We start from the raw sequence: 24,149 nt of genomic DNA, 5'->3' as shown, positions 1-24,149 counted from the left end.
ACGCATTCACTCGACCATCGGGTATCTCACTCCCAATGAATGCGAACGCAGGTACCGAAAGGCAGCTTAAAAATCTCGGTTTCTTGTGTCTACTCTATTGACAGAGATACAGATTATACCATATATTGATAGTTTCAATCCACGCTCTCGCACGGAGAGCGACCGGGGAATGCAGGCTGGGGGAATTGTTAAAAGAACGGTTTCAATCCACGCTCTCGCACGGAGAGCGACAATGGTGGTTTTGGTTGATCGTCGTATTTGTAATCGGTTTCAATCCACGCTCTCGCACGGAGAGCGACATCTGCCTTCTTTTCCGTCGCATACTTATAGTATTGTTTCAATCCACGCTCTCGCACGGAGAGCGACAGGTCATAGCGATGAATGGCGGTGGGGACATTCCGGTTTCAATCCACGCTCTCGCACGGAGAGCGACCGGGGCTGGCTTAGCAGCTGGTATTGAGGGAACGGAGTTTCAATCCACGCTCTCGCACGGAGAGCGACCACACGTACAAGTAGGGTTTTGTGTCCTCTCCCATGTTTCAATCCACGCTCTCGCACGTAGAGCGACGTTAGCGGAGGATCGGCGGTACTTGATCGAGTCAAGTTTCAATCCACGCTCTCGCACGGAGAGCGACTAAACCATTGGTTACTTAAAACCAAAAGCGGCGGGTTTCAATCCACGCTCTCGCACGGAGAGCGACGGTGGATGTCGATAATCCAATTGAAGAGATTAAGGTTTCAATCCACGCTCTCGCACGGAGAGCGACGTAGCCGAGCAACCGAGTAGTATCATTACACTCGACGTTTCAATCCACGCTCTCGCACGGAGAGCGACAGAAACTGGTGCAGTTACCTTGCACAAGGTGTTAGTTTCAATCCACGCTCTCGCACGGAGAGCGACAGCATATCTCATGAAGCCTTGCGCAGCAAGGGGAAAATGGTACATTTCCGCGAACCTCTTCATTCAACTCCATTTCCTAATGCCCATGGAAATAAAAATCCGAGTTTTCCCTGATCTGGCGCAATGTGCGAAACTCCCGGGGTTTTCATGGGAGCTTAACGTTCGCGCGACACTCCTCTTTTATCCTAGCATCCAAATCTGCCACTTACAATCATTTCCTGTGAAAATTCACCCTCTCAAGGCTCAAACCCCGCCTGACTTATAAAAAGCTGCTCTTCCGCAAATACCTCACGGAACTGCCGATAAACAGTCTCGTAAGCCGAAGGCTCATTCCATTCCTCTGCTCCCAGCTGCGCATACAGTGTCTCTAGTCCAAGTCGCTTAGTTCGTTTACCGCCGCTTCCGTCACCCATAAAATAATCGTCTATGCACACCCGATCCACGAGCGGAGCTAGCTTGTCCGCAAATGCCTCGCTGCTTGGCAGCAATGGAGCAACCGCCGCCTGAGTTGGCACTCCTGCTTCCTTCAATAATTTTAAAGCTTTCAATCGAGCTTGAATAGGCGGAGCCATCGGTGAAAAATGCTTGCGAATCGCCTCCAAATCCGTCTCCACCGTCATACTGACGCGTACCCGACTTCCCAGGCGCAGCAGCAAATCGATATCGCGAGTGACCAGCGGGCTTCTCGTCTGAACTAGCAAAAAGTCCGGCGGTTCCTCCGCCATCGCCTCCAGCAAGGAGCGAGTCACCTGCTCCTTATATTCGGCTGGCTGATACGGGTCCGTACTGGAGGACATAAAAATCGTCACCGGCCCCTTCGCTTTTCGCAGCTCTTTCTTTAGCAGTTCGGCAGCATTCAGCTTGACATCAACCCAACTTCCCCATTCCTGTCCACGGAAGATAGACACCGGCATGCCACGCACATAGCAATATGAGCAAGCAAATGCGCAGCCTGTATAAGGATTGAGCGAATGGCTGTAGCCTGACAGAAAGCCGGTTCCTTTATTGAGCAGCGTCTTCGGCTGCTTATATAAAAGCTCACTTTTCATCGTAACCCCTCCAGCTTGCAGAAAGCAGGCTTTTCAGCTTTGCTCTACTTTACTCCTCTATACTTTTCTTCTGCAGCATTAGCTTTTCACGACTTTCCGCTTCATGCTGCGGATAATCGCTTTCGTATCCGGATCGATGCGGTACGATTCGGTTATTTTTTGCAGCGCTTTGTTATAAGTGAAAGTGTCGAGCGCATTATTTTTCAAATAGGCCATCGTCGGCTCCGGTTGCTTGATATAGCAAATGGATAGCGCCCATGCGACGGCCATTTTCACATAATACGCAGGATGGTCAATCTGATCGAGCCGCTGAAGCACCCGCTCCAAATATTCCTCCATTACATAAAAATTAAGCAGCATAACCGCGGCAAAACGCAAATCGTACTCCTGCTCCGAAGCAAAATACGGCTGGATAAAATCCCATATTTCCTGCTCATGTTTTTTGGTCACCTTCAGCCCCGCACAGAAGCTGTCGCAGACGGACCAGTTGTTGATTTTCGGCACAAAATCAGCAATATAGCGCTGAAGCTCCTTCATATCCGTCTTCACGAGGCCAATGACCATGCCTTGCAGCATGACCTCCTCGAAAAATTCATCGTCCGCCTCCGCCAAATAGGCGCGCCAGTCGCCCTTCGCAATTTCCGCTGCAAGCTTGCGCAGCTCCGGCAGCCGGACTCCCATTACATTGCTAATATTCGGAATCAGCGACGCAGCGAACTTCTGATAATCCGCCTCCGCACGCATAAGCAGCTCTTCCCTTATCGTTTTGGCCATTTCCATCCCCCCGCTATTCCATTTCGTTCGTCTTATCCTTACTATACCTCAAGTGACCAAGGCTGTAAGCCTCCGAGAATGAAAGAGCAAGATAACGAAATTCCTCATGACTAGTTAAAAAATATAGCCAAACAGCTCCTTACACTGTTTGGCTATATTTACACCGTCCCTATTTGACCGGGCAATGGTTCAATCCGAAACTTTGGCGGACAGAGATGCCGCTATTTTCCCAAAACAACGCTTTATGGAGAGGTTCGCGGACTCAGGAGCCGCTAATGGCTGCGAATGCCCCGCTTTTGTGCAAAATTCTCAGGGATAACGGAATTCCTGTCCGCTCAAGCGCTGAAATCAACCAAAAGCTTAAAATAGCGGATCGTCAGTCCGCGAAAAAGAAGTATGCTTCATGCTCCATGCTTCTTGCTTCTTGCTTCTAGCTCAGCTTCACTAAGCTGTAGCTTTTCTTGCCTTTGCGGATAATGATGAACCGTCCGCCAATCGCATGCTCAGCTGTAACGGTAAACTCCAGCTCCGTCACCTTCTCGCCGTTCATGGAGATAGCGCCCTTCGTAATATCCTCGCGCGCTTGGCGCTTCGAAGGCTCAATGCCGAGATCGACGAGCCAGTCGACGATGTTTTTCGGCTCTCCGTTTGCTGTGAAGGTCGGCATTTCTTTAAAGCCCTGCTCAATTTCATCCGCTGTCAGCGAGCGAATATCGCCGCTGAACAGCGCTGCTGTAATGCGCTTCGCCTGCTCCAGCATGTCCTCGCCGTGCACGAATTTCGTCATTTCCTCTGCCAGCGCCTTCTGCGCCTCGCGTTTATGAGGCTCGGTTTGCACCTTCTCCTCAAGCGCTTCAATTTCCGCTTTGCTCAGGAACGTGAAGAACTTCAAGTATTTCACGACATCGCGGTCATCGGTATTCGCCCAGAACTGGTAAAACTCGAATGGCGTCGTTTTATTCGGGTCAAGCCAGATCGCGCCGCCCGCCGTTTTGCCGAATTTCGTGCCGTCGGCTTTCAGCATGAGCGGAATTGTCAGGCCGAACGCTTTCGCTTCTGCGCCTTCTCTTTTCCGGATGAGGTCAAGGCCGCTCGTAATGTTGCCCCATTGATCGGAACCGCCGATTTGCAGCTGCACATCCTCGTTCTGGAACAGGTGCAAGTAGTCGAGCGACTGCAAAATTTGGTACGAAAACTCGGTAAACGAGATGCCGCTATCGAGTCTGCTGGAGACGACGTCCTTCGCCAGCATCGTATTGATGCTGAAGTTTTTACCGAAGTCGCGTAAAAATTCAATGACATTGATTTTGTGCGTCCAGTCGTAGTTGTTGACCATGCGCACCTGATTGTCGCCGTCGGTCATAAAAAGCTTTTTCAGCTGAGCACTCAAAGCATCGACATTCGCCTGTACCTGCTCCAGCGTTTGAAGCGAGCGCTCGGTCTGGCGTCCGCTTGGATCGCCAATCGTTCCGGTCGCACCGCCAATCAGAATAACCGGGCGATGGCCCGCCAATTGGAAACGCTTGAGCATCATAAACGGAATCAAGTGGCCGATATGCATGCTGTCGCCTGTCGGGTCAACGCCACAGTACAGCGATACCGCCTTCGTATTCGTCAGCTCGCGAAGTCCCTCCGTATCCGTCTGCTGGTTAATGGCATCGCGCCATTCGAGTTCATCCATAATATTCAAAGTAAACAACCCCTTTTCTATTCGATAATAGTGGTCATGATTTACGTTAATGAGCACAATAACGCACTGGGCTAGGCTTTTTCAAAATATAAGAATTTATAAGTTTTGCACTTATAAATGGGCTTAAATTTCTCGGAATGAAACGAGCCGCGCCGCCAAAGAACGGCGATAGCCGTTTCACCTTGAAATATAAAAATTTATAAGTTTTTCACGTATAAATAGGCTTATATTTCTCCGACAAAGCTCTTCGCACGTCCCAGAAGGACGACGAAGTCGTTTTTGCTTGGGCAACAAAAAATCGCCCCTCGTCTACTGGAGACATAGGGACGATTGAATAACCGTGGTACCACCCAACTTGCACAAACAGCTTAAAAAAAAGCTGCTCATACCGCTTTTGGCGAAATATCGTTCGCCCTGCCGCTTGGCATTACCCAAGATACTCCAGAGTGTAATTCGCAGCCCATGTATGTGTCAGGTCTCATCAACCCCTGACTTTCTGCAACAGGGACAAAGCTGCTACTGCGCTCTATCAACGTATAACATGTATTTGATTATAGACAGTATAGCGGAACGTGAAAATCATTGCAAGCCTAAACGTCTAGTGAAAACGTATGGTAAAAAAGAAGCTGCGCTGCATGAAAAGCTGGGCTTACGATCGCCATTACCCTTGAATTTCTTTGAATCAGCTACAATAGGTGAAATTTCAAGGGTAAAAGCGAACGCTGACGCTTCTTCCGCTCAACCTTTTCATTCCGCTACGCTTTTTTCACCGCCCTTTTATTCCTTTACCGCCCCTATAGTCAGCCCTTGAACGAAGTAGCGCTGGAAAAAAGGATAAGCCAGCACAATCGGTCCCGTCGCCAGCACGACCATCGCCATCCGCGACGTATCCTGCGGCATGTCCTGCAAAATGCCGGTGCTGAGCGAAGCATTGGTTGAGTTTTGCATAATAAACTGCATGCTCGTTTCAATTCGCATCAGCATCGATTGCAGCGGCACCAGATTAGGCGTGTCGATGTACAAGAGCGCATTAAACCAGTCATTCCAATAGCCGAGCGTATTGAATAGGCCAATCGTCGCAAGGCCGGGAAGCGACAGCGGCAGCACGAGCCGAATAAACGTTTGCAGCTCGCTCGCCCCATCGATTTTTCCCGATTCAATAATGGCGGTTGGCACCATCGTACTGAAAAATGTTCGCATAATGAGAATATAAAACGCATTGACGAGCATCGGCATAATGAGCGCCCATATCGTATCCTTCATATGCAGCAGCTGCGTAACGACGATAAAGGTCGGCACCATGCCGCCGTTGAACAGCATCGTAAAAATCGCAAAAAAGCTGAAAAAGCGGCGATATTTAAAGCTTCTCTGAAAAATGGCATACGCATAAAGCGTAATAATGACAAGGCTCAGCAGTGTCCCGACGACCGTTACAAAAATCGTAACGCCATACGAGCGCAGCAGCGCCTCGCCTGTCCGGAATATATATTGGTACGCCTCCAGGCTCCATTCCTTCGGAATAATACGGTAGCCGTTCGAGGCGAGCGATTTTTCATTCGTAAATGAAATGATGACGACGAACAGAAAAGGAAAGACGCAGGCAATCGCAATAGCACCTGTCAGCAGGCTCAGGAGAAAGTTGGCAGCAGGTGAGATTTGATCGAAACGCTTTGATTTTTTTACGGGCACCTATAGCTCCTCCTTCGTTTAAAACAAGGCATTATCCTTATTTTTTCTTCTGACGATGTAGTTAGATAGCAGAACAAGCAGAAAACCGACGAAGGACTGATACAGCCCGGCAGCCGTGCTCATGCCGATTTCGCCGTTCACTTTCAAACCTCGGAACACATACGTATCAATGACGTTGGTCATCGAATAGAGCAGGCCCGAATCCCTTGGCACCTGATAAAAGAGTCCAAAATCCGCGTAAAAGATTTTTCCGACAGCGAGCAGCGTCATAATCGATATGACCGGAGCGAGCAGCGGAATCGTAATATTCGTAATTTGCTTCCATTTGCCTGCACCGTCAATCATCGCAGCCTCATAAAGCGAGCGGTCAATTCCCATAATAGCCGCCAAATACACGACGCTGTTGTAGCCGACGAGCTTCCACAGGTTGACCAATATGAGGATAAATGGCCATTTGGCAGGCTCCGAATACCAATTGATCCGCTCCATGCCCATCCATTCGAACGTTTTATTAATCAGCCCTTTATCAAAGCTGAGAAAGCTGAATACAAAATAGCCGACAATAACCCACGATAAAAAATAAGGCATAAACATCGCCGTTTGAAAAAACTTGCTCAGCCGCCTGTTCGTCAATTCAACTAAAATAATCGCCATCGCTACGGCCAATATGAGCCCTAAAATAATAAAAGCCGCATTATAAAGCACCGTATTGCGCGTAATGATATAGGCATCCGAGGTGCTGAACAAAAACTTGAAGTTGTCCAGGCCCACCCATTTGCTATTCATGATGCTGGCAAAAAAGCCATCCTTGCTGTATCTGTACTGCTTAAAGGAAATAATCGTGCCCGCCATCGGCAGGTAGGAAAACAGCAAAAACCATAGGGCGCCCGGCAGTACCATCAGGAGCATCGCCCGATTGCGAAAGATGTCCCGCAAAAATATTTTCAGCTTGTCGCTCATATCGTTCCTCTCCTTAAACCGCCAGCTTCTCAATACTCATTATCGTTATAAAAAAAGAGAGGCAAATCCGAAAATTCGCCTCTCCCTCTCCGCGGATTATTTAGGATTAGCCGCTTTCCACGCATCAAGCTGGGTCTGGGCTTCGGCAATTACCTTATCCAGTCCGGCTGCTTTAAACTTCTCAATCGCTTTTGGCAAATATTCATTCGGATCAACTGTACCCGTCATTAACGCCGACCAGAACTCACCTTTGACGTTCTGAATCGATGCCAGCTCGGTCGTGACGCTCGTTGAATCGAAGTTGAAGCCCAGCGTTGGCGCTGCTTTGCCCGCTTCGTTGAATACTTTGTATTCATCCCATTTGTTCTCAGGATCGCCCGTATTGAGATACGTCAACGTGACATTGCCTAGCGAGAAGGTTGGCATATCATAGTTTTTCGAATCATCCAAGTTTTCCATTGCGTTGTCAGCCGTTTTCTTATAATGAACGTTTTCGATGCCGGAATCGATCATATTGCGCAATACCGGATCAGTGTTCAGCAAGTTTAAAAATGCCATTGCTTTCTCTGGATGCTCCGAATTTGCTGAAATCGCCTGCAACGAGCCCATGACGGACCAGTTGAAAATGATCGATTCGCTCGCTGGTGTTGACACGACTGGATAGCCATAGCTCGCGCTCCACAGATTATCGGCGAATGGCGTCGTCGCTGCGCGGTCAAGGAACCATTTGCCGGATTTTTGCGTATCATCCAGCCCATTCGTCGTTGCCGCCTCTGGCGAAATGTAGCCCTTCTTGTAATAGCTGTGCATCGTATCAAGCGCTGCTTTAAGCTCCGGCGTCTCCAGCACATTTAAGACTTTGTAGTCGCCTTTATCCAAGCTTACGACCATTGGCAGGTTGGAGATCAAATAATCGTACGGCAGCACCGGCATATAGTCCTTCGTTATGGCGAATGGGGTAATGTCCGGCTCGCTGTCTTTAATCGTCTTCAGCAGCGGCTCTATGCTTTCCAGCGTATAAATGCCGTCCATGCTCAGATTGTATTTATCCAGCAGGGTTTTGTTAAAGCGCCATACTTCAAGCGCCGGGAGCTCTTTTTTCGCCGGAATGCCGTAGTTGTGGCCGTCTACTTTGGAGCCTTCGAGGAAGGCTGGATCAAGCGTCTCCACAATTCCTTTGCCCTGCTCCTTCAGCAAATCGTCAATTTCATAAAAGGCTCCTTTACGGGCATTTTGCACGTAATCGAAGGCCCATGAAGAAGTAAACATGATGTCCATAGGCGTTCCTGATGAGGTAGCGATTTGCATTTTTTGCGTGTAGTCGCCCCAATCAATTTGGGTCATTTTGATCGTTACGCCAATTTTCTCAGCCGTATATTTGCTGACCTCCTCCATGACGCGGTTTACATCCTTTTGCGGGGTACCGATTGTGTACCAGCTCAGCTCCACCGTTTCATCTTTGCCCGCATTGCCGCCGTTGCCGCTGCCGCTGCTCTCCGCCGTTGCACCTGTTTCTTTTGCGCCGCCGTTTGTGCTGCATGCCCCTAGCAGCAGCGAAAATGAAAGCAGCACCCCGAGCAGCATCATCCAGCTTTTGTTTTGTCTCATCAATCGTTACCTCCCTTTTTTTGTAGCCCCTTTACTAACGCTTAACACTTACTTGTAGATTAACGGATGTAAGCACTTTCAAATAGAGAAGAAACTAAACAAACGCTGTTCAAAATAAACATATACAACGCTGCTCTTTATGTAGGAGAGTCACCCGATTCGCCGTTTGCTGCAAATAACATGCTTTTATAATCGGCTGGCGTTACGCCAACATATTTTTTAAACTGTTTATGAAAATAACCGCTGTCCCAATAGCCGACGTTTCGGGAAATTTCGTGTACCTTCTGCGCCGTTGTGCGGAGCAGAAGCTTGGACTGCTCGATCCGGTATTTGTTGACGTATTCCGTAAAGCTCTCCCCGGTTTCCTTCAGAAACAGCTTGCCTAAATAAACCGGGTGAATATGGTATTTGTGCGCCAGCTGCTTGAGGGACAAATCGGTGGCAAAATATTGCTCCACGTAATTCAGCACCTGCTTGACCGTAGGGTTCGTCTCCTCTTTAACAAGCATCGTGGACATGTCGCGGATCGTTCCTGTCATAATGGCAAGCAGCTCCTCCCATTCCGAAGCCTTCGCCGCCTTGTTAAAGGAAGCGTTCATATGGTCCGCAATAATAGCATTAACCGTATTGGCGCCTCCCATCTCCTGATGCAGCCAGAGCAGCGTTTGCATCACCAGCATGCGAAGCCTGCTTGGCGTTGCCGCGTCGGATGCTTGAATCGCCTGGAAGTCGCCTGTCAGCTCGGTGACAAGCGCCTCCGTATCCGCAGCGGAAACTTTCTTCCTGTAGCTGGCCCAGTTTAATTCCGTATCAGGCAGCAGCTCGTCCTTTTTTGCCGCATAATCCTCATACAAAGCAATCTCTTCCTTATGCAGCAGCAAAAAATAGTCCTGTGCCCGCAGCGCCTGCTCATAGCTGAGTGCCTCCTGCACTCCTCTTGCCTGAGGAGCGCCGATGGAAATCCGATAAGGGCACGCCTCCTCTCTCTGCCTCAACTGCAAAGCAAATTGCAGGGCCATGGCAGCGCAATCCGCTTCCTCCTCCGCCATAAACACAAGCACGGCATCACCCTCTACATTTCGCAGAAACAGCCTGTCATGGCTGGCATTTGCCGTTTGCCGCAGCTCCTGCATGAGTCCGTCCTCCCGCTCGCCGCCCCCTCTGAGCAGCATCGTCGTCATATAACGGCCGCTGAAATGGATATCCAGCAGCGCCGCCCGCTCCTGCAATTGAATGGAATCGATCGCAGCGGTCAGCCAGCGATAAAGAATCGTATCTTTTAAAATATCAATTTTCTCAGCTTCAAGAGCGCTGCTTCGCCTTGTTTCATCCAGCTTCTTGACCGTATGGGCAAGCGTTGCGGCCAGCTCGGCGAAATTAAGCGGCTTCAGCAAATAGTTTTCAATGCCTAGCTGCATGCCTTCCTTTAAATATTCAAAATCATTGTAGCCGCTCAAAATAATAACCTTCAGCTCCGGCCTGATCGCTCGCGCAGCCCGAATCAGCTCCAGCCCATTCATAATGGGCATGGAAATATCGGTAATGAGCAAATCAGCGGGAACCTGCTGCAGCAGCTCGAGCGCCTTGCGGCCATTTTCTGCTTTGCCCGTCAGCTCCAGGCCATGGTCTGCCCAATCTATGGCATCGTATAAGCCCTCTAGTATAAACGGCTCGTCATCGACTAGAAATACGCGGTACATTTTCCATCTCTCCTTTCCTTAAAGCCGGGAAGCTGAAAATAATCTTCGTCCCTTTTCCTTGGACGCTCTCGATGTCGAATCTACCGTCTTTGCCATAAATCAATTCAAGCCTTTCTTTCACACTTCGCAGTCCAAGCGAATCCTCCTGCTCCTGAACCGTATACTTGCCAAGCGACCGTTTAATCTGCTCCAGCCGTTCCTTGCTAATGCCTGTTCCATTGTCCTCCGCTACAATCGTCACCATGTCGTTTTCCAGAGTGGCGGTTACTTTAATCAAGTTGTCCTCCTCCTCCGAGCGCAGGCCATGGACAATATAATTTTCCACAATCGGCTGCAGCGACATTTTAATCATCATGCGGTCCTTCAGCTCGGGATCACAGGCAATAAAATAGGCAAAACGATCCTTGTAACGAATGCGAAACAGCTCCAAATAAAGACGGCAATTTTCCAGCTCCTCCTCCATCGTCACGACGGTCTGCTGCTGTACAAAGCTCTTGAACAATACGGCCAAACTATAAATCATCTCGCTGACATCGGCAGCGCCATGGGAAAGGGCTCTCATCCGAATGACCTCAAGTGTATTGTAGAGAAAATGAGGATTAATTCTCGCCTGCAGCGCTGCAAACTCCGTATGCTTTTGCTTCAGTTCGGCCACATACACCCGGTCGATATGGCGCGAAAGCTCATCGAGCATTTTGTTGAAGCCTTGCGAGAGCTGCCCGATTTCATCCTCCTTCTCGTCGACAATCCGAATCGTCAAATCGCCCGTCTCTACCCGCCTCATGGAGCGGATAATCCGGTTCGTCCGGCGTGAAAAATTAAAGACGACAAAGGACGGAATGGAAATCGTGATCAAAATAAACGCAAAGCTCGCTGCAATAACCGCATTTTTCATAGGCGCATAAATCGCTTCCACTTCCCGCTTCGGCATGATGCCAAATACGGTGTAGCCGAGGCTGCTGGACGGAAGCATGGAAATGTAGGACTCCTCCTCCAATAAAGCGATGCTGTCCACCGATTTGATTTTGTCCACATAGGGATAGAGCTTGCCGTAATATCGGTCCGAAGAGTCAAAAATGACCTGTCCATCTCCAGACAAAATCAAAATATTGCCCCGTCGGTCCCGCCCCTCGCTCGCCAGCGCCGTTTTTAATGCATCCGCTTGAAAAAAGACGAGCAGCTGCCCGACATTGCTCAGCGTGCCTACTTCATTAATATGTACTCTGACGGAAAAAAGCTTGTCGTCCCATTGGCCAATCGTCCTGCGAACCCACGGGTTGGGCGTAGATACGACGCTGCTTTCCAGCGCCATCGCATCCGGGACATAGGATTTAGACGCTTGCGTCTGATACAGCTTCGTCAAATTGCTTTGTCCGAACATATAAAGAAACTGCTTCTCGGAGCTGAACAGCAGCATATTCGCAATATCAACATCGTTTTCAATCATTTTTTTAAAAAAATCCAAATCATCGACACCGCTGCCCAAATTATTGTAATAGCTGTCCATTTTGAAATTCATATATTCGGAAAAAGAGTGCTTCAGCAAATAGGATAAGGAATAGGAAAAGGACGGGTCGCGATAAATGTCCTGCACCTGCTGCTGAACGACGTGAGCCTTGCCAGCAAGCTGCTGATTGACGCGCTCCATGGACATTTTCTGCTTCTCCAGCTCATTGTCAGCCACCGACTGGGACATATAATCGACTGTAAAATAAGCGAGAGTCGCCGTGGCGCAAACAATAATAACAGCAAAAACAAGCATGATTTTGACAAATAAATTATTTTTGATCGCATCAATATACAGCTTCTTCATCCCTTCCCCCTTGCCGCTTGCTCCTTCATCGACGTTAACAGGAAAAGGAAGACAGGGTATCGCCCTGTCCTCCCGCTTCTACTAGTATAAGATGATCTGATTAACAAATGAATTTATTTTTAGCTGCGAACATAGAGCGGCTGCGATTGATTTCCCGCATAATCCTCCATCACAATATAGACAGTGGCAGCTGTCGACGTGAAGCTCAGGCTTGCCTTCGTCGTTCTGCCGCGAATGATTTTCGCAAAGCTGCCCGCGCTGCCGGAAATGTACGTGACCGGGAACGACTTCGCCACGCCATTTTCATACACGTACATATAGCGCCAGTCCCTCGTATTTGGCATCGGCAAATTCAGCGTATTGCCGTTCCAGGACCATTGCTCGCTGTAAGGCTCGGCTATTTTATCAATAAAATGGCCGCTTTTGCTGACGGAGCTTCCGCCTCCCGTCGTAACCGTTACGAGAAAATCATCGCCGTTAATGGGCATATTGCTGAAGGTCACGCTAGTGGCTCCTGCCGCCGCCGTCTGCTGGGCAACAATAGGCTGCGCCGTCGTAATCCAGTTCAGCGAACGCAAGCTTACCATTGTATTTCCCGCTGCATTCGGCGGATTTACCCAGCTCACCGACAACTGGCCATTTTCCTGAGAATTCACGCTAATGCCGGAAGCTGCCGCATTCAAATTAAAAGGAAGCGTTGCGGCAAAGCCCTCCAATCCGTCCGCCCCAATCGGAACGACCTTCAGCGTGCCTGCTGTCGACGGAAGAGCTTTTATATAAAACACTTCATCATATTTGCCGCCTACATAGACGTCATTGATATAGATATCGTATTGCTTAACCTTGCTGTAGTCGGTATCCATATTCCACTTAATGTTCATTTCCCCTGTGTCCACAAAGGCTTCCGTAATGGCAAGGCCAGAAGGAGCTGCAGGCTTAATCGCCGAACCGTCGAAAATGCGAATTTGCCCCACATTGAGCTGATAACCCGCAATCGCGCTTGACCCTGGAGCAACGACAAGCCCGAAAGCGGCAAGCGATTTGCCCGCATAGGCGCCAAGCTCAAGCTGCTGCGTAATCCAGCCATTCGTCTTGCTGCCGGCATTTGGAATGGCAACCTTCACGACCTGACTCGGATTATCTTTAAAAATAAGGCCGATATAAGCAGCCGATGCATCATTAGCCGATGGCTTGTTATATGTGATCGACAGCTTGGAGTTTGCATTTACGCTCAAATCGGTTTTGAACAGACGCAGGAAATTTTCGGCGTTTAGGTTGCCGTTCAGCACAAGCGAGCTGCCGCCATTGTAGCCGCCCAGCTTTTCATATTGATAACGCTGCGTAGCCGAAAAATCATATTTTGTGCCGTAGTCATAGTCCACCGTCAGACGATTGCCTGTCGTATCCTGCCACCACTGCCAAGTGACGGGCACATCCTGCAGGCTCATATTGGACCACTCGCTGTTACCCGAGACCGCACCGTCCTTGTAATAGGAAAGGCCATGGCCCGTATTGAAATTCGTGTAAAAGTTCGTACTGCCAATAACGGAGCGCTCCGCAATGACCGAGGCGATTCCCGGCCAATAGCGGTTGTCCGCATAGACGTCGGCTGCCGTGTTCGCAGCGGAAACCGTCGTATTTTTCGGATTCAAATTCGGGCCCGACCACCACAGCTGATCACGCACATTCGTCATCCATTGGTAGTTGTTTTCCGATCGGTGGCTCACCGGCCAGCTTTGCCCCATATCCTCATCCAAGCCCGCATGGACAAAGTCCGCACCGAGCGTAGCCAGACTTAGACGGGGCAGCCCGCTGCTCAGCTTGCTCGAAAGTGCCGTTCCCTGTGCAGAAGAAAAACGGTCTCTGCCTGCCTCTAGTCCCGCAAAGCCGATATCAAAAATCGTATAGGCTGTACCATTTGCGGCATTGTAGCTGGCTAGATAAGTATTCGCGCTGTTAATTTGCGTATTGCCTACACCATAGTCAAAGAAAAAGGAATTGGTGACCGCTTGGTGATTCACCTTGTCATGCAGCATCGAAATATTGTTATTGTTGAACGTGCGGGCAAACGTATTTGCCCCTGTAGACGTACTCAACGAGTCATACCATTGCACGTAAAGGCCGCCGCTTTGCAGCACTTTCAGAAATTCAATATACGCAGGAATGTCAGCTGTCGCAACGTTGGGCGACAATTCCTCCTGGTTCATAAAATAGCCGTCATAGCCAAAATAATCGGCCATTTCAATCATTTTTTGGGCGACTGAGAAATTTCCGCTGCTGTCTTTTACAATCATTTGTTTGTAGGTTTGCTGGCCGCGGTCATTGTTGGAGAAAAAAACGCCAGCGAGGGAGAGGACGCCGTTTTTATGCGCGGCATCCGTATACGTTGGGTTAGGGATGTTCAGCATGCCGAATTCAAACCATTTTTGCTGCCAATTCGATTGGGCCAAATCATCGTAATATTCAGGCGGAGTGTAAGCGCTTGCAGTTCCATGCCAATAAGAATAATAGTCAATGTATTGCCAGAAGTTGAAATGATACTGGGCAAACTTGTTCGTATATGGCGCATTTTCGATAAAAGCATTGCCATAATCCCCTGCGACATTCATCATCTTCACATTGGTGCTCAGCGTCGGCTTTGCCTGTGTGCTGGCAAACGGCAAAATCCGGTTTTGCAGCGGCACCTTTGAACGCAGCTTCTCGGCACCCGGGTCTGTTGCCGGGCTCCAATTCGCAATTTGGCCACTCGTATAGCCGTGGACGCTTGGCTGATTGCTGCCGTGTGCGCTTTCCCCCTTGAATGGCCATGTGTCGCCGGCATACGCAGCAAGCGGCATCATGATGATGAGCATAGAAGCGGTTAAAGCAACGGCTGTCCATTTACGGACAGCTGCTTTTGTTCCTTTTGTTAATGCCATCGTTCCATCTCTCCTCGCATGATTCGATTTACAATGTAACCATAACCGATGAAAGCCCTTTCCATAAGCAGATAAATTAAACATTGGCTGTTCAAAATAAAGAAACAGCTGCTTTTTAACAAAAAAAGATGGACCATCCGTCGTCTTTCGACGACAAGACTGCTGAAAGGCAACGTTACATCACGATGAAGCTCGCAGAGACCCCTAACACAACAAAAAGGGTTCGAGCAGGGATATCCCCGATCCAACCCTTTTGTTACCTACTTACGGCTCAATTCCCCATACGAGCTGACCATTCATATAGCCGACAACCTGTTCATTGTTTACGAACTGATTGCTGGATGCCTTGAACGAGTAATCGCCCGCTTGGTTGTAATTGGACCAGTCGGTTTTGGAGAAGCGTGCTTGAATTTCTGCGCTCTGGCCGGGATTCAGTGTTCCAGCTGAGGTCGTAAAGCCAATTTCCAAAGCATAATCGGCACCCTCAACCGGAGTCGCCAGTTTGACGAATTTGCCGGTTACATTCGCATTTCCGATACTGGCCCAGTCGATCCAGAAACTCTGATTTCTCTCCCCGTCAATCGTATAATAATACCGGAGCAACACATCACTGAGCTGAATGGCTGCATCACCGGTGTTAACTACTTTGAATTTGGGTGAAATTCCGTTGGTGGAGGCACTCGTATTGCCGTTAAAGGCTTGGACCGTCAGCTCTCCCGCGGGTACGGAAACACCGCTGTCCACAACATTTAGCGTTAATATAGCTTGATTTCCTCCGCTGAAATGAAAGGTTATGGCATTCTGGCCCAGCGGCAGTGTGGAAAGATAAGATTTGCTCAGAACGACACCAGCGCTTGATGCCGTATAATCCTGGCCCGATAGAAGGGTATAATTTCCATTTGAGATACTTACAAGCTGGTGCCCGTTTAAGGTAAGGGCGACGATAATATCCTGCGCTAGAGTTGCCGCTTTATCAAATGCTGCACTCACGGGTGCAATGGATGCGCTCGGTGTTGTGTCAACAATTTTGACTTTTAATACGGGATCTTGACCTTGATTGAAATCAAAGACAATCGAATGCTCGCCAATCGGCAGCGTCGCCAGAAATGCTTTTTTCAGCAGCAGCGTATTTCCACTCAAGGTATAATCCTGATTCGCTAACAAGGCATTGGCTCCTGCGCGGAGAGCGATTAACGTATTTCCATTTGAATTCACGGTTATCGCTGGGTCGATTTGATTGGGGGCATACTTGTCAAATTCGACGGTTGCTGGTGTGATGGACGCGTTTGGAATTGGATTTTCAACCTTTAAATCGGGCAGCTCATCGAGCGTAATGACATAGTCGCTTTGGTACAGTGTTGTTAAGGTCGCTGGGTAATTGAAGGCAGAGCTCATGAGATGTTCCCCATACCAAGGCAAGAAGTAGAGCCATCCTGCTTTCTCATCTGTCAGATTCATTACGCTTGGGACGGTGTCGTTCTCCGTCATGGCCACCATTTTCGTGCCGCCCGTCAAATCAACAAGCTGATAAAAAATAGAGGTAATAGCATCCTCATTGGGGACACCGGACAAGCCGTCATAGCGGTTGTAAATGGTATTGTATTTATCGTATCCGATAATATCCACCTGATCGCCGCCGGGATACCATGCGGGAGAAGTGCTATACACATAACTGTTGTAGGTCCAGATCAAGTTGTGCAAGTCGTATGTCTCTGTAAGCTCGGTATAGATCAGATCCCATAGCTGCTTATACACCTCCGCGCCTGCCGAAGCCCACCAGAACCATGCACCTTCCCCATTCAATCCGCCGTTGCCCTCCGCCTCATGGAAGGGTCGGAAGATCACCGGCACATTGTTATTTTGCAGAATCTCCAGTTGCTCTGCCAAATCCTCAATGGCCATCATCACGTATTGATATTCTTTCGTGCCGAGAATCACCGCACTCGCTGTATTGAAATTGGTTTCCGTCGGTTTGTAGGTGGCTTCTTTCCATTCCACAAACTCTCCAAGCTGATAGGCCGTGAAATTTCGGGGTACAGTAATATGCCAGCTGCTTGTTGCGATCCCGCCCCGGTTGTTCACCCAATCGATCATCCGGGCGGTTGTACCATCCTCCCAGCCGTAAAGCGGATTATAGTTCAGAAAATCGAACCCGCGAATGGCCGGATACTTTCCGGTTAAATTGTGAATCCAATCAAACTCCAGCTCGGAATTGCCGTCATTTCCGCCTCCGTATATCTCCTGCTGGCCGGAGAGCATATGATTGCCGTAAACCTCTGTTAAATAATTCATCAGAAGTTGTGTTTCCGCTGTGGCCTCAGAGTCGGCGAGGACAGGCTGCACATTCAAAGGATCAAGAGCAGCATAATCCACAGTGAAGGTATCAAAATAAGCGAATCCCCAACCTGCCTTCAACTGAATGGTGTTGCTTCCTTGATTCAGCTTGTGATAGCCAAAATCGAAATCCGCCCAATTGGTCGTATAGGGCAGCATATACGAACCCTTCGTAACGCCATTAACGGTTAAAGATTGCTGCCTGCCGTCAGGACTAAGCTCCTGCATATAGCGGGTGGAGATCGTATACATTCCGGTTTCAGGGACAGTCACTGTAAAGGTAATGGTACCGGAATTCTGCATCCAGACAAATCCACTTCCGGAGTATCCGGGCTTCTGTTGTCCGTAAATTTGGGTCGTCACTTGAAGATCGGAGGTGAGCTGAGCATTTTCGCTTTCAATTGTGAAAAGTGCGTTGTCTGCATGAACGGGCGGTGCTGTCATTAATCCAAGCAGCAGAGTAAATGCCAGCATCATTACGCTTGCCTTCTTGATTAAATTTTTCATCCTTTCCCTTCCTCCCATGTCAAAAATGGTAATTGCAAGTTCAATATACAAGATATTGAATGCGCTTTCATAGCAACCATATCATAATCCCCATATTATGTAAATCCTATCTATATTGAAAATTTTTGGCCTTCATTTTTCCATAATTATAAAGAAGAAGGTGCAGACAGTGACCCGTGAAGTGCGGATAGTGGTCTATGATACGGACTTGCAGCTTGAAGCGTATCAGTTCCAAGGCATTATGCTTCGGAGAGAAAAGCCAAGCTGGCAGCTTCCGGCGCATAGGGATGAGCATAGAAGCGGTTAAAGCAGCAGCTGTCCATTTACGGACATTTAACAAAAAAAGATGGACGGTCCGTCGTCCTTCGACGTCTAGACTGCATCCATCTCCTCTTAAACTTGCTCGAATCCGGTTAACGTAAAACTGCTATAGTTCAACTGCTATAGTTCAGCAGCTTCTATTATTGCTCGGCCAGCAAGCAGCTCGCCGTCCATCCGGCTAACCGCATCGATAATCGCAATGTGGAACGAGCCGCTGCCTTTGCCTTCCGTTGCTTCTGCGGCAAGCTCGCCGGCAATGCCCATTGCAGCTACGCCCGCCGCGGCCGCGAGCAGCAAATCCCCCTCCTGCTTGGCGCCGCAAAATGCGCCGATCAGCGTGGAGCACATACAGCCGGTGCCCGTTACACCGGACAGCTGCGGTACGCCGTTGCGAATAAGCAGCGTTCGCTCGCCATCGCTAATGACATCGGTCGCTCCGGTAAGTGCCACGATGCAGCCAAGCTTGCTCGCTGCACGCTCCGCAACCTCCTGCGCGGTCACTTCGCTTCTGGCCAGGTCGGCCTCTGAAGCGTCGACGCCCTTCGTCAGCGATTCCAGTCCTGCTGCAAAGCGGATTTCCGATAAATTGCCGCGCAGCACGCTAATTTTCACCTCGCGCAGCAGCTGCTCCACCGCGGCATTGCGCAAGGCCGAGGCTCCCGCTCCCACCGGATCTAGTACAACAGCAATGCCCCGCTCATTCGCCCGCTTCCCGGCGGCGACCATCGACTCGATCGTACGGCGGTTCAGCGTGCCGATATTAATGACAAGTGCCGAAGCAATGGCGACGATATCGTTCATTTCCTCCAGCTCATCCGCCATAATCGGCGAAGCGCCAACAGCGAGCGCAATATTCGCGCAGTCATTGACCGTCACGTAGTTCGTAATATGATGAACGAGCGGCTTATTGCGGCGCACCGCCTCCAATGATTCAGCAATCGTTTGTATGATTTCCATGTAGAAACATCCCTCTCTGCCGCATGACTAGAGCGGCCTTTTAATCTTATATATACCACAAAGCTGGGGCGAACACCTATGAGGATTGGCACGGAGCATCTGCTGCTCTCTCTGCCCATCCGTTTGTGGCGGTGCTCTTTATTGCTGCTCGTTATTACTGCTCCTTCTAAACGCTTGCTCCATTTAATGGTTTCGGCTTGCCTTCCTTCAATACTTTGGCGATAAGACAGCCAATCAGCAAAGACCAGACTGGGGATGAAATGCCAAAAAAAGATACATTAGCAATCGCGATAATGAAGGCAAACAAGGTCGAAAACCGGTACGTCGTTTCGGAAAAAACAGCTTGCAGATTGCCAATCAGCACCCCAGCCAGCGAAAAGCCTGACAGAAGTACAATAAACGTCGATGGCAGCCAATTAATCAGCACAAGCATCGCTCCGGCAAACAGGCCGAAAATAATGACCAGCACGCTGCATACGATCCCCGCCCAGATGCGGCTTTTCCTCTCGCCTGCTTCTTCGCTGCTGCATAAAGCGGTCATCATGCCCCCGACGTTGACGGCATGCCCGCCGAAAAAGCCTACGAGCAGCGTACCGAGACCCGAAAAGACGACCGTCTTGTTCACTGGCGGATTGTAGCCATTTTTCTTAAGGGCAGCCAGCGATACCGCAATATCGTTGCTCAAAATCAATATCGCAACCGGGACGGATATAGAGATAAAGCTGCCCGTCGTAAAGGACGGACTAATCCAGTGCGGCATACTGAATTCAGCTGCCTGAGCCGCAGGAAAGTCATACCAAATGAGCAGGCCGATGACGCCAAATGCCAGCATTCCCAGCAAGGGCGGAATTGATTTATGCAGCCTAGGCACGATAAGAAAGCCCAGAAAAGATACTAAGCCGATCATTGGAAGCTCTTTAATAGCCGGAATAATCGCCACGACATAATGCAGGACAATTCCCGCCAGCATCGCGTCCAGCATCGGCTTTGGAATGAGTCCTAGAAGCTTGCCGAATAAGCCGGTGGCGCCAAGCACGACAATAAGCGCGCCTGCCATAATAAAGCTGCCCGCCAGCTCCTTTATCGGATAATGCAGCGCCGACGCGCTTAGAAAAGCGACCGCGGTCAGCGAATGGCAGCCCGCAAACGGCATTTTATAGCGGAGGATAAGCCACAAATTCAGTGCCCCGCCAATCACATAAACCGCAAACAGCCACGATAAAGCTTCCGCCCGGCTAAGTCCAAGCGCATCGGCAGCTTGTATAATGAGCACCGCGCCGCCTGTACAGGCCATAATCGCTGTCGCGAGTCCGCTCGAAATATTTTTTGTGTTCAGCATACGTTTTCCTTCATGCTCCCTTCCCTAACACTCCTGCTGCAAGGAAAAATAACAGCATAAAGCTGGCTGAAATGACAGCCAGCTTTACACACATCCTCTTATTCTAGTATTTCTTCTACTAATTGTACAACCTCATGTCCTGTCCCGCACATCAGCGCCTTCGCAGCAAGCTGCTTCATCTCTTCCTGATTCAGCTTCGCCATGAGGCTGCGAGCGGGAAGAATCGAGCTTGCGCTCATGCTGAATTCATCCAGTCCGAGCCCGAGCAGCAGCGGAATAGCGGTTTGATCGCCAGCCATTTCACCGCACATGCCCGTCCATTTGCCCGCTGCATGGGCAGCATCAATGACATTTTTGATCAGACGCAGCACGGCAGGATTATACGGTTGATACAAATAGGAAACCCGCTCATTCATTCGGTCCGCCGCCATCGTATATTGAATCAAATCATTCGTGCCGATGCTGAAAAAATCAACTTCCTTCGCAAACTGGTCTGCAAGTACTGCTGTTGACGGAATTTCCACCATAATGCCGACCTGGATGTCATCCGACACCGCTTTTTCTTCGGAAAGAAGCTTTGCCCGCTCTTCTTCGAGAATCGCTTTCGCTGACCGGAACTCCTCCAGCGTCGCAATCATGGGAAACATAATGCGCAGATTGCCGAAGACGCTGGCGCGCAATAAAGCTCGCAGCTGCGTGCGGAACATATCCTGCTGCTCGAGGCAAAGCCTTACCGCACGGAAGCCCAGAAACGGATTCATTTCCTTTGGCATATTCAAATAAGGAAGCTCCTTGTCACCGCCAATGTCGAGCGTACGCACGACGACCGGCTTCCCTTCCATTTTTTGCAGCACAGCTTTATAAGCGTTAAATTGCTCCTTCTCCGAAGGCATGCTTTCTCTGCCCATATACAAAAACTCGGTGCGGAACAGCCCCACTGCTTCGCCGCCGTTGCCTAGAACAGCTGCCACATCCGCCGGTGTTCCGATGTTTGCCGCCAGCTCGACATGAATACCGTCCTTGGTTACGGTTGGTTCATTCCGCAGCTTCGCCCATTCCGCCCGCCTCGCTTCATACTCGGCTTGCTTGATTTTGTAGCCTTCAATGGTGGCCGCATCAGGATGCAAAATAACTTCCCCTGCCAAGCCATCAATAATGAGCAAATCTCCGCTTTGCACCTGCTCCATAATTTCCTTCGTGCCGACAACAGCCGGAATTTGCAGCGTTCGCGCCATAATGGCGGAGTGGGAGGTCCGTCCTCCAATATTCGTCGCGAAGCCTTTAACGAAGCTTGGATTGAGCTGCGCCGTATCCGACGGCGTCAAGTCCTCGGCTACCAAAATAACCTCCTCATGAATGGCGGTCAAATCCTGAAGCTCCACGCCAAGCAAATGGGAAAGTACGCGTTTCGATACATCGCGCATATCAGCGGCACGCTCGCGAAGGTAGGCGCTTTTCATATTTTCGAACATCTGTACGAGAATCGCCGATACCTCTTGCAGCGCAAATTCCGCGTTGACACGCTCGCTTTGGATTTTCTCCTCAATCGGGCCTACCAGCTCGGGATCGCTGAGCACAAGCAGATGCGCTTCAAATATTTCCGCCTTCTCCTCGCCCAGCTCTTCAAGCGCCCGCTGCTTAATTTGCTGGAGCTCAATCTTGGATTTGCCCAGCGCTTCATGAAGGCGGGTCATTTCCAAAGCCAGATCATCCACCTTCCGCTTTTCTACAACGAGCGATGCCGATTTTAATATCATCGCTTTGGCGATAGCAATGCCATCCGCTGCCGCGATGCCCGTTATTTTAAGCATGAACAACACCAAGCCCCGCTTGCGTCATTACATCCTCTAAAGCTGAAATCGCTTCTGCCGCATCTGCTCCGTCTGCGCTAAAGGTAATCAGCTCACCCGCTTCAAGATCGAAGGACAATAGGCCGAGAATGGATTTCAGCGTTACCTTTTTACCATTTGCTTCTGCGTAGACTTCCGTTTCAAACTTGCTCGCCGTATTGACAAGCGCCGTCGCCGGTCTTGCGTGGATTCCGTCTTCGTCTGTAATTTTAAATGTTTTTTGCATGATTTCTCGCTCCTCATCCATTGTTTATATTTATATTAAAGCCCGTTATTCGAGATAACGTCCTTGTACCAATAAAAGCTTTTCTTCGGTGTTCTAGCAAGTGTTCCATTTCCGTCATTATCCTGGTCAACGTGAATAAAGCCGTAGCGTTTTTCCATTTCGGAGGACGAATAGCTGATTAGATCAATACAGCCCCAGCTCGTATATCCGATGAGTTCAACACCGTCGAGTATTGCCTCATGCATTTGCTCTAGATGCTGCTGGAAATAAGAGATGCGGTAATCGTCCTGGATGCTGCCGTCCTCTTCCACTTTATCGTGAGCGCCCATCCCATTTTCCACGATGAATAAGGGCACCTGATAGCGATTGTACAAGTCATTGAGAAAAATCCTTAAACCGACAGCATCAATTTGCCAGCCCCATTCACTCGTTTCCAAATACGGATTTTTAACCCCGCCGATTGTATTGCCGCTAACCTGCTCCATACGTTCGCTATCCACACTCGTCACGAGAGACATGTAGTAGCTGAAGGAAATAAAATCTACGGTATGTGCTTTTAGCAGCTCATCGTCGCCCGCATGCTTTTCAAGCTGTATGCCCTTCTCCCGGAACAAGCGCTCAATATATTTCGGATAAGCGCCGCGCACCTGAACGTCGGTGAAAAATAAATTAAACTGGTTGTCCTGATACGCGACGAGCACATCTTTCGGGTTGGGCGTATTCGGATATTTGATCAGGCAGGTCAGCATACAGCCAATTTGCGAGTCTGCCACAATCTCATGGCAATACTTGACGGCAAGGGCGCTAGCAATAAATTGATGATGCAAAGCCTGATAAACGGATTGCTCCAAATTTTCGAAACGGTCCGGAACCATTCCTCCGCTCGTAAACGGATGGCGGATAATGCTGTCAATTTCATTAAACGTAATCCATTGCTTGACCTTATGTTTATAACGCTCGAACACCACTTGGCAGAACCGGACAAAAAAGCCGACCACTTCCCGGCTCGTCCAGCCGCCATATTCGTTGACGAGATAAAGCGGCATTTCATAGTGGGACAAGGTCACGAGCGGTTCAATGCCATGCTTGATCAGTTCGTCGAATAAATCGTCATAAAATTGCAGCCCCGCCTCATTCGGCTCCGTTTCATTGCCATTTGGAAAAATCCGCGACCAAGCAATGGATACCCGCAGCACCTTGAAGCCCATTTCGGCAAACAAAGCGATATCTTCGGGATAACGATGATAAAAATCAATGCCTCTGCGCTTTGGATAATCTTGAGCCTCTGCCGTCTCCATCGCCTCTTTAATCTGCTTCTCGCTGATCGAGTTATGCTTCTTATAATCCGCTTTGCTTAAATGCTTCCGATACATCGCTACATCGGCGGTCGAAAGCCCTTTGCCGCCTTCGTTCCAGCCGCCCTCGACCTGATTGGCGGCGATGGCGCCGCCCCATAAAAAACCTTCAGGAAATTTGCGAAAATTGCTGCTCATCTGTTCCACTCCTATCTTCT

The 24,149-nt window shown here is 49.5% G+C and carries 16 protein-coding genes, 1 CRISPR repeat array and 1 other annotated feature; of the genes, 1 reads left to right on the top strand and 15 read right to left on the bottom strand.

Annotated elements, in window-relative coordinates; genetic code table 11:
- Positions 1–131: 131 nt before the first annotated feature.
- Positions 132–901: a CRISPR direct-repeat array (repeat unit 32 nt; unit sequence GTTTCAATCCACGCTCTCGCACGGAGAGCGAC).
- A 236-nt stretch (positions 902–1,137) separates the two neighbouring features.
- The 10 genes from AC50X8_RS30585 to AC50X8_RS30540 form a co-directional block, all read right to left on the bottom strand.
- Positions 1,138–1,950: an SPL family radical SAM protein gene (locus AC50X8_RS30585; RefSeq protein ID WP_056035257.1), complete on the bottom strand. Its 813-nt coding sequence runs from the start codon at positions 1,948–1,950 to the stop codon at positions 1,138–1,140.
- Positions 1,951–2,028: 78 nt separating this feature from the next.
- A complete protein-coding gene (locus AC50X8_RS30580; RefSeq protein ID WP_056035266.1) occupies positions 2,029–2,724 on the bottom strand; it encodes a DNA alkylation repair protein in 696 nt (231 codons plus the stop codon).
- A 430-nt stretch (positions 2,725–3,154) separates the two neighbouring features.
- Entirely contained in the window at positions 3,155–4,414 is a 1,260-nt protein-coding gene (tyrS, locus tag AC50X8_RS30575; protein ID WP_494883347.1) for a tyrosine--tRNA ligase, read from the bottom strand.
- Positions 4,415–4,733: 319 nt separating this feature from the next.
- Positions 4,734–4,956: a binding site (T-box leader), on the bottom strand.
- A gap of 235 nt (positions 4,957–5,191) precedes the next feature.
- On the bottom strand, positions 5,192–6,070 hold the full coding sequence (locus tag AC50X8_RS30570; RefSeq protein WP_235533157.1) for a carbohydrate ABC transporter permease: 879 nt from the start codon (positions 6,068–6,070) through the stop codon (positions 5,192–5,194).
- Positions 6,071–6,121: 51 nt separating this feature from the next.
- On the bottom strand, positions 6,122–7,063 hold the full coding sequence (locus AC50X8_RS30565; RefSeq protein ID WP_056035275.1) for an ABC transporter permease: 942 nt from the start codon (positions 7,061–7,063) through the stop codon (positions 6,122–6,124).
- 96 nt (positions 7,064–7,159) lie between these two features.
- Positions 7,160–8,674 (bottom strand): ABC transporter substrate-binding protein, encoded by a 1,515-nt coding sequence (locus tag AC50X8_RS30560; protein WP_494883345.1) that lies wholly within the window; start codon positions 8,672–8,674, stop codon positions 7,160–7,162.
- A 134-nt stretch (positions 8,675–8,808) separates the two neighbouring features.
- Complete coding sequence (locus tag AC50X8_RS30555) at positions 8,809–10,371, bottom strand: response regulator (protein WP_494883343.1); 1,563 nt, start codon at positions 10,369–10,371, stop codon at positions 8,809–8,811.
- Positions 10,346–12,184 carry a sensor histidine kinase gene (locus AC50X8_RS30550; protein ID WP_056035282.1) on the bottom strand — a complete coding sequence of 613 codons (1,839 nt, stop codon included), beginning with the start codon at positions 12,182–12,184 and terminating at the stop codon, positions 10,346–10,348. The genes AC50X8_RS30555 and AC50X8_RS30550 overlap by 26 nt, the downstream gene beginning before the upstream one ends.
- A 119-nt stretch (positions 12,185–12,303) precedes the next feature.
- Positions 12,304–15,102 carry an endo-beta-N-acetylglucosaminidase gene (locus AC50X8_RS30545; protein WP_494883341.1) on the bottom strand — a complete coding sequence of 933 codons (2,799 nt, stop codon included), beginning with the start codon at positions 15,100–15,102 and terminating at the stop codon, positions 12,304–12,306.
- A gap of 264 nt (positions 15,103–15,366) precedes the next feature.
- Positions 15,367–17,943, bottom strand: coding sequence for a glycosyl hydrolase (locus AC50X8_RS30540; protein ID WP_494883339.1), 2,577 nt, complete (start codon positions 17,941–17,943; stop codon positions 15,367–15,369).
- Between the two features lie 169 nt (positions 17,944–18,112).
- Here AC50X8_RS30540 and AC50X8_RS30535 point away from each other — a divergent pair, with 169 nt between their 5' ends.
- Entirely contained in the window at positions 18,113–18,250 is a 138-nt protein-coding gene (locus tag AC50X8_RS30535) for a hypothetical protein (protein WP_200931617.1), read from the top strand.
- 134 nt (positions 18,251–18,384) lie between these two features.
- On the opposite strand, the gene thiM is transcribed toward AC50X8_RS30535, so the two are convergent.
- The 5 genes from thiM to AC50X8_RS30510 all read right to left on the bottom strand — a co-directional run bounded on the left by thiM (position 18,385) and on the right by AC50X8_RS30510 (position 24,129).
- Positions 18,385–19,221, bottom strand: a complete 837-nt coding sequence (gene thiM / locus AC50X8_RS30530; protein WP_494862152.1) for a hydroxyethylthiazole kinase — start codon at positions 19,219–19,221, stop codon at positions 18,385–18,387.
- Positions 19,222–19,387: 166 nt separating this feature from the next.
- Complete coding sequence (locus AC50X8_RS30525) at positions 19,388–20,560, bottom strand: benzoate/H(+) symporter BenE family transporter (protein ID WP_494883336.1); 1,173 nt, start codon at positions 20,558–20,560, stop codon at positions 19,388–19,390.
- Positions 20,561–20,658: 98 nt separating this feature from the next.
- Complete coding sequence (gene ptsP, locus AC50X8_RS30520) at positions 20,659–22,371, bottom strand: phosphoenolpyruvate--protein phosphotransferase (protein ID WP_494883330.1); 1,713 nt, start codon at positions 22,369–22,371, stop codon at positions 20,659–20,661.
- A complete protein-coding gene (locus tag AC50X8_RS30515; protein ID WP_056035297.1) occupies positions 22,364–22,636 on the bottom strand; it encodes an HPr family phosphocarrier protein in 273 nt (90 codons plus the stop codon). The genes ptsP and AC50X8_RS30515 overlap by 8 nt, the downstream gene beginning before the upstream one ends.
- 35 nt (positions 22,637–22,671) lie before the next feature.
- Positions 22,672–24,129 carry a glycoside hydrolase family 1 protein gene (locus AC50X8_RS30510; protein ID WP_494883328.1) on the bottom strand — a complete coding sequence of 486 codons (1,458 nt, stop codon included), beginning with the start codon at positions 24,127–24,129 and terminating at the stop codon, positions 22,672–22,674.
- Positions 24,130–24,149 lie beyond the last annotated feature (20 nt).

The organism is Paenibacillus sp. JT22N15 (genome assembly GCF_059383755.1).
The sequence above is the reverse complement of the archived record's forward strand: the minus strand, read 5'-3'. Positions and strand labels throughout refer to the sequence as shown.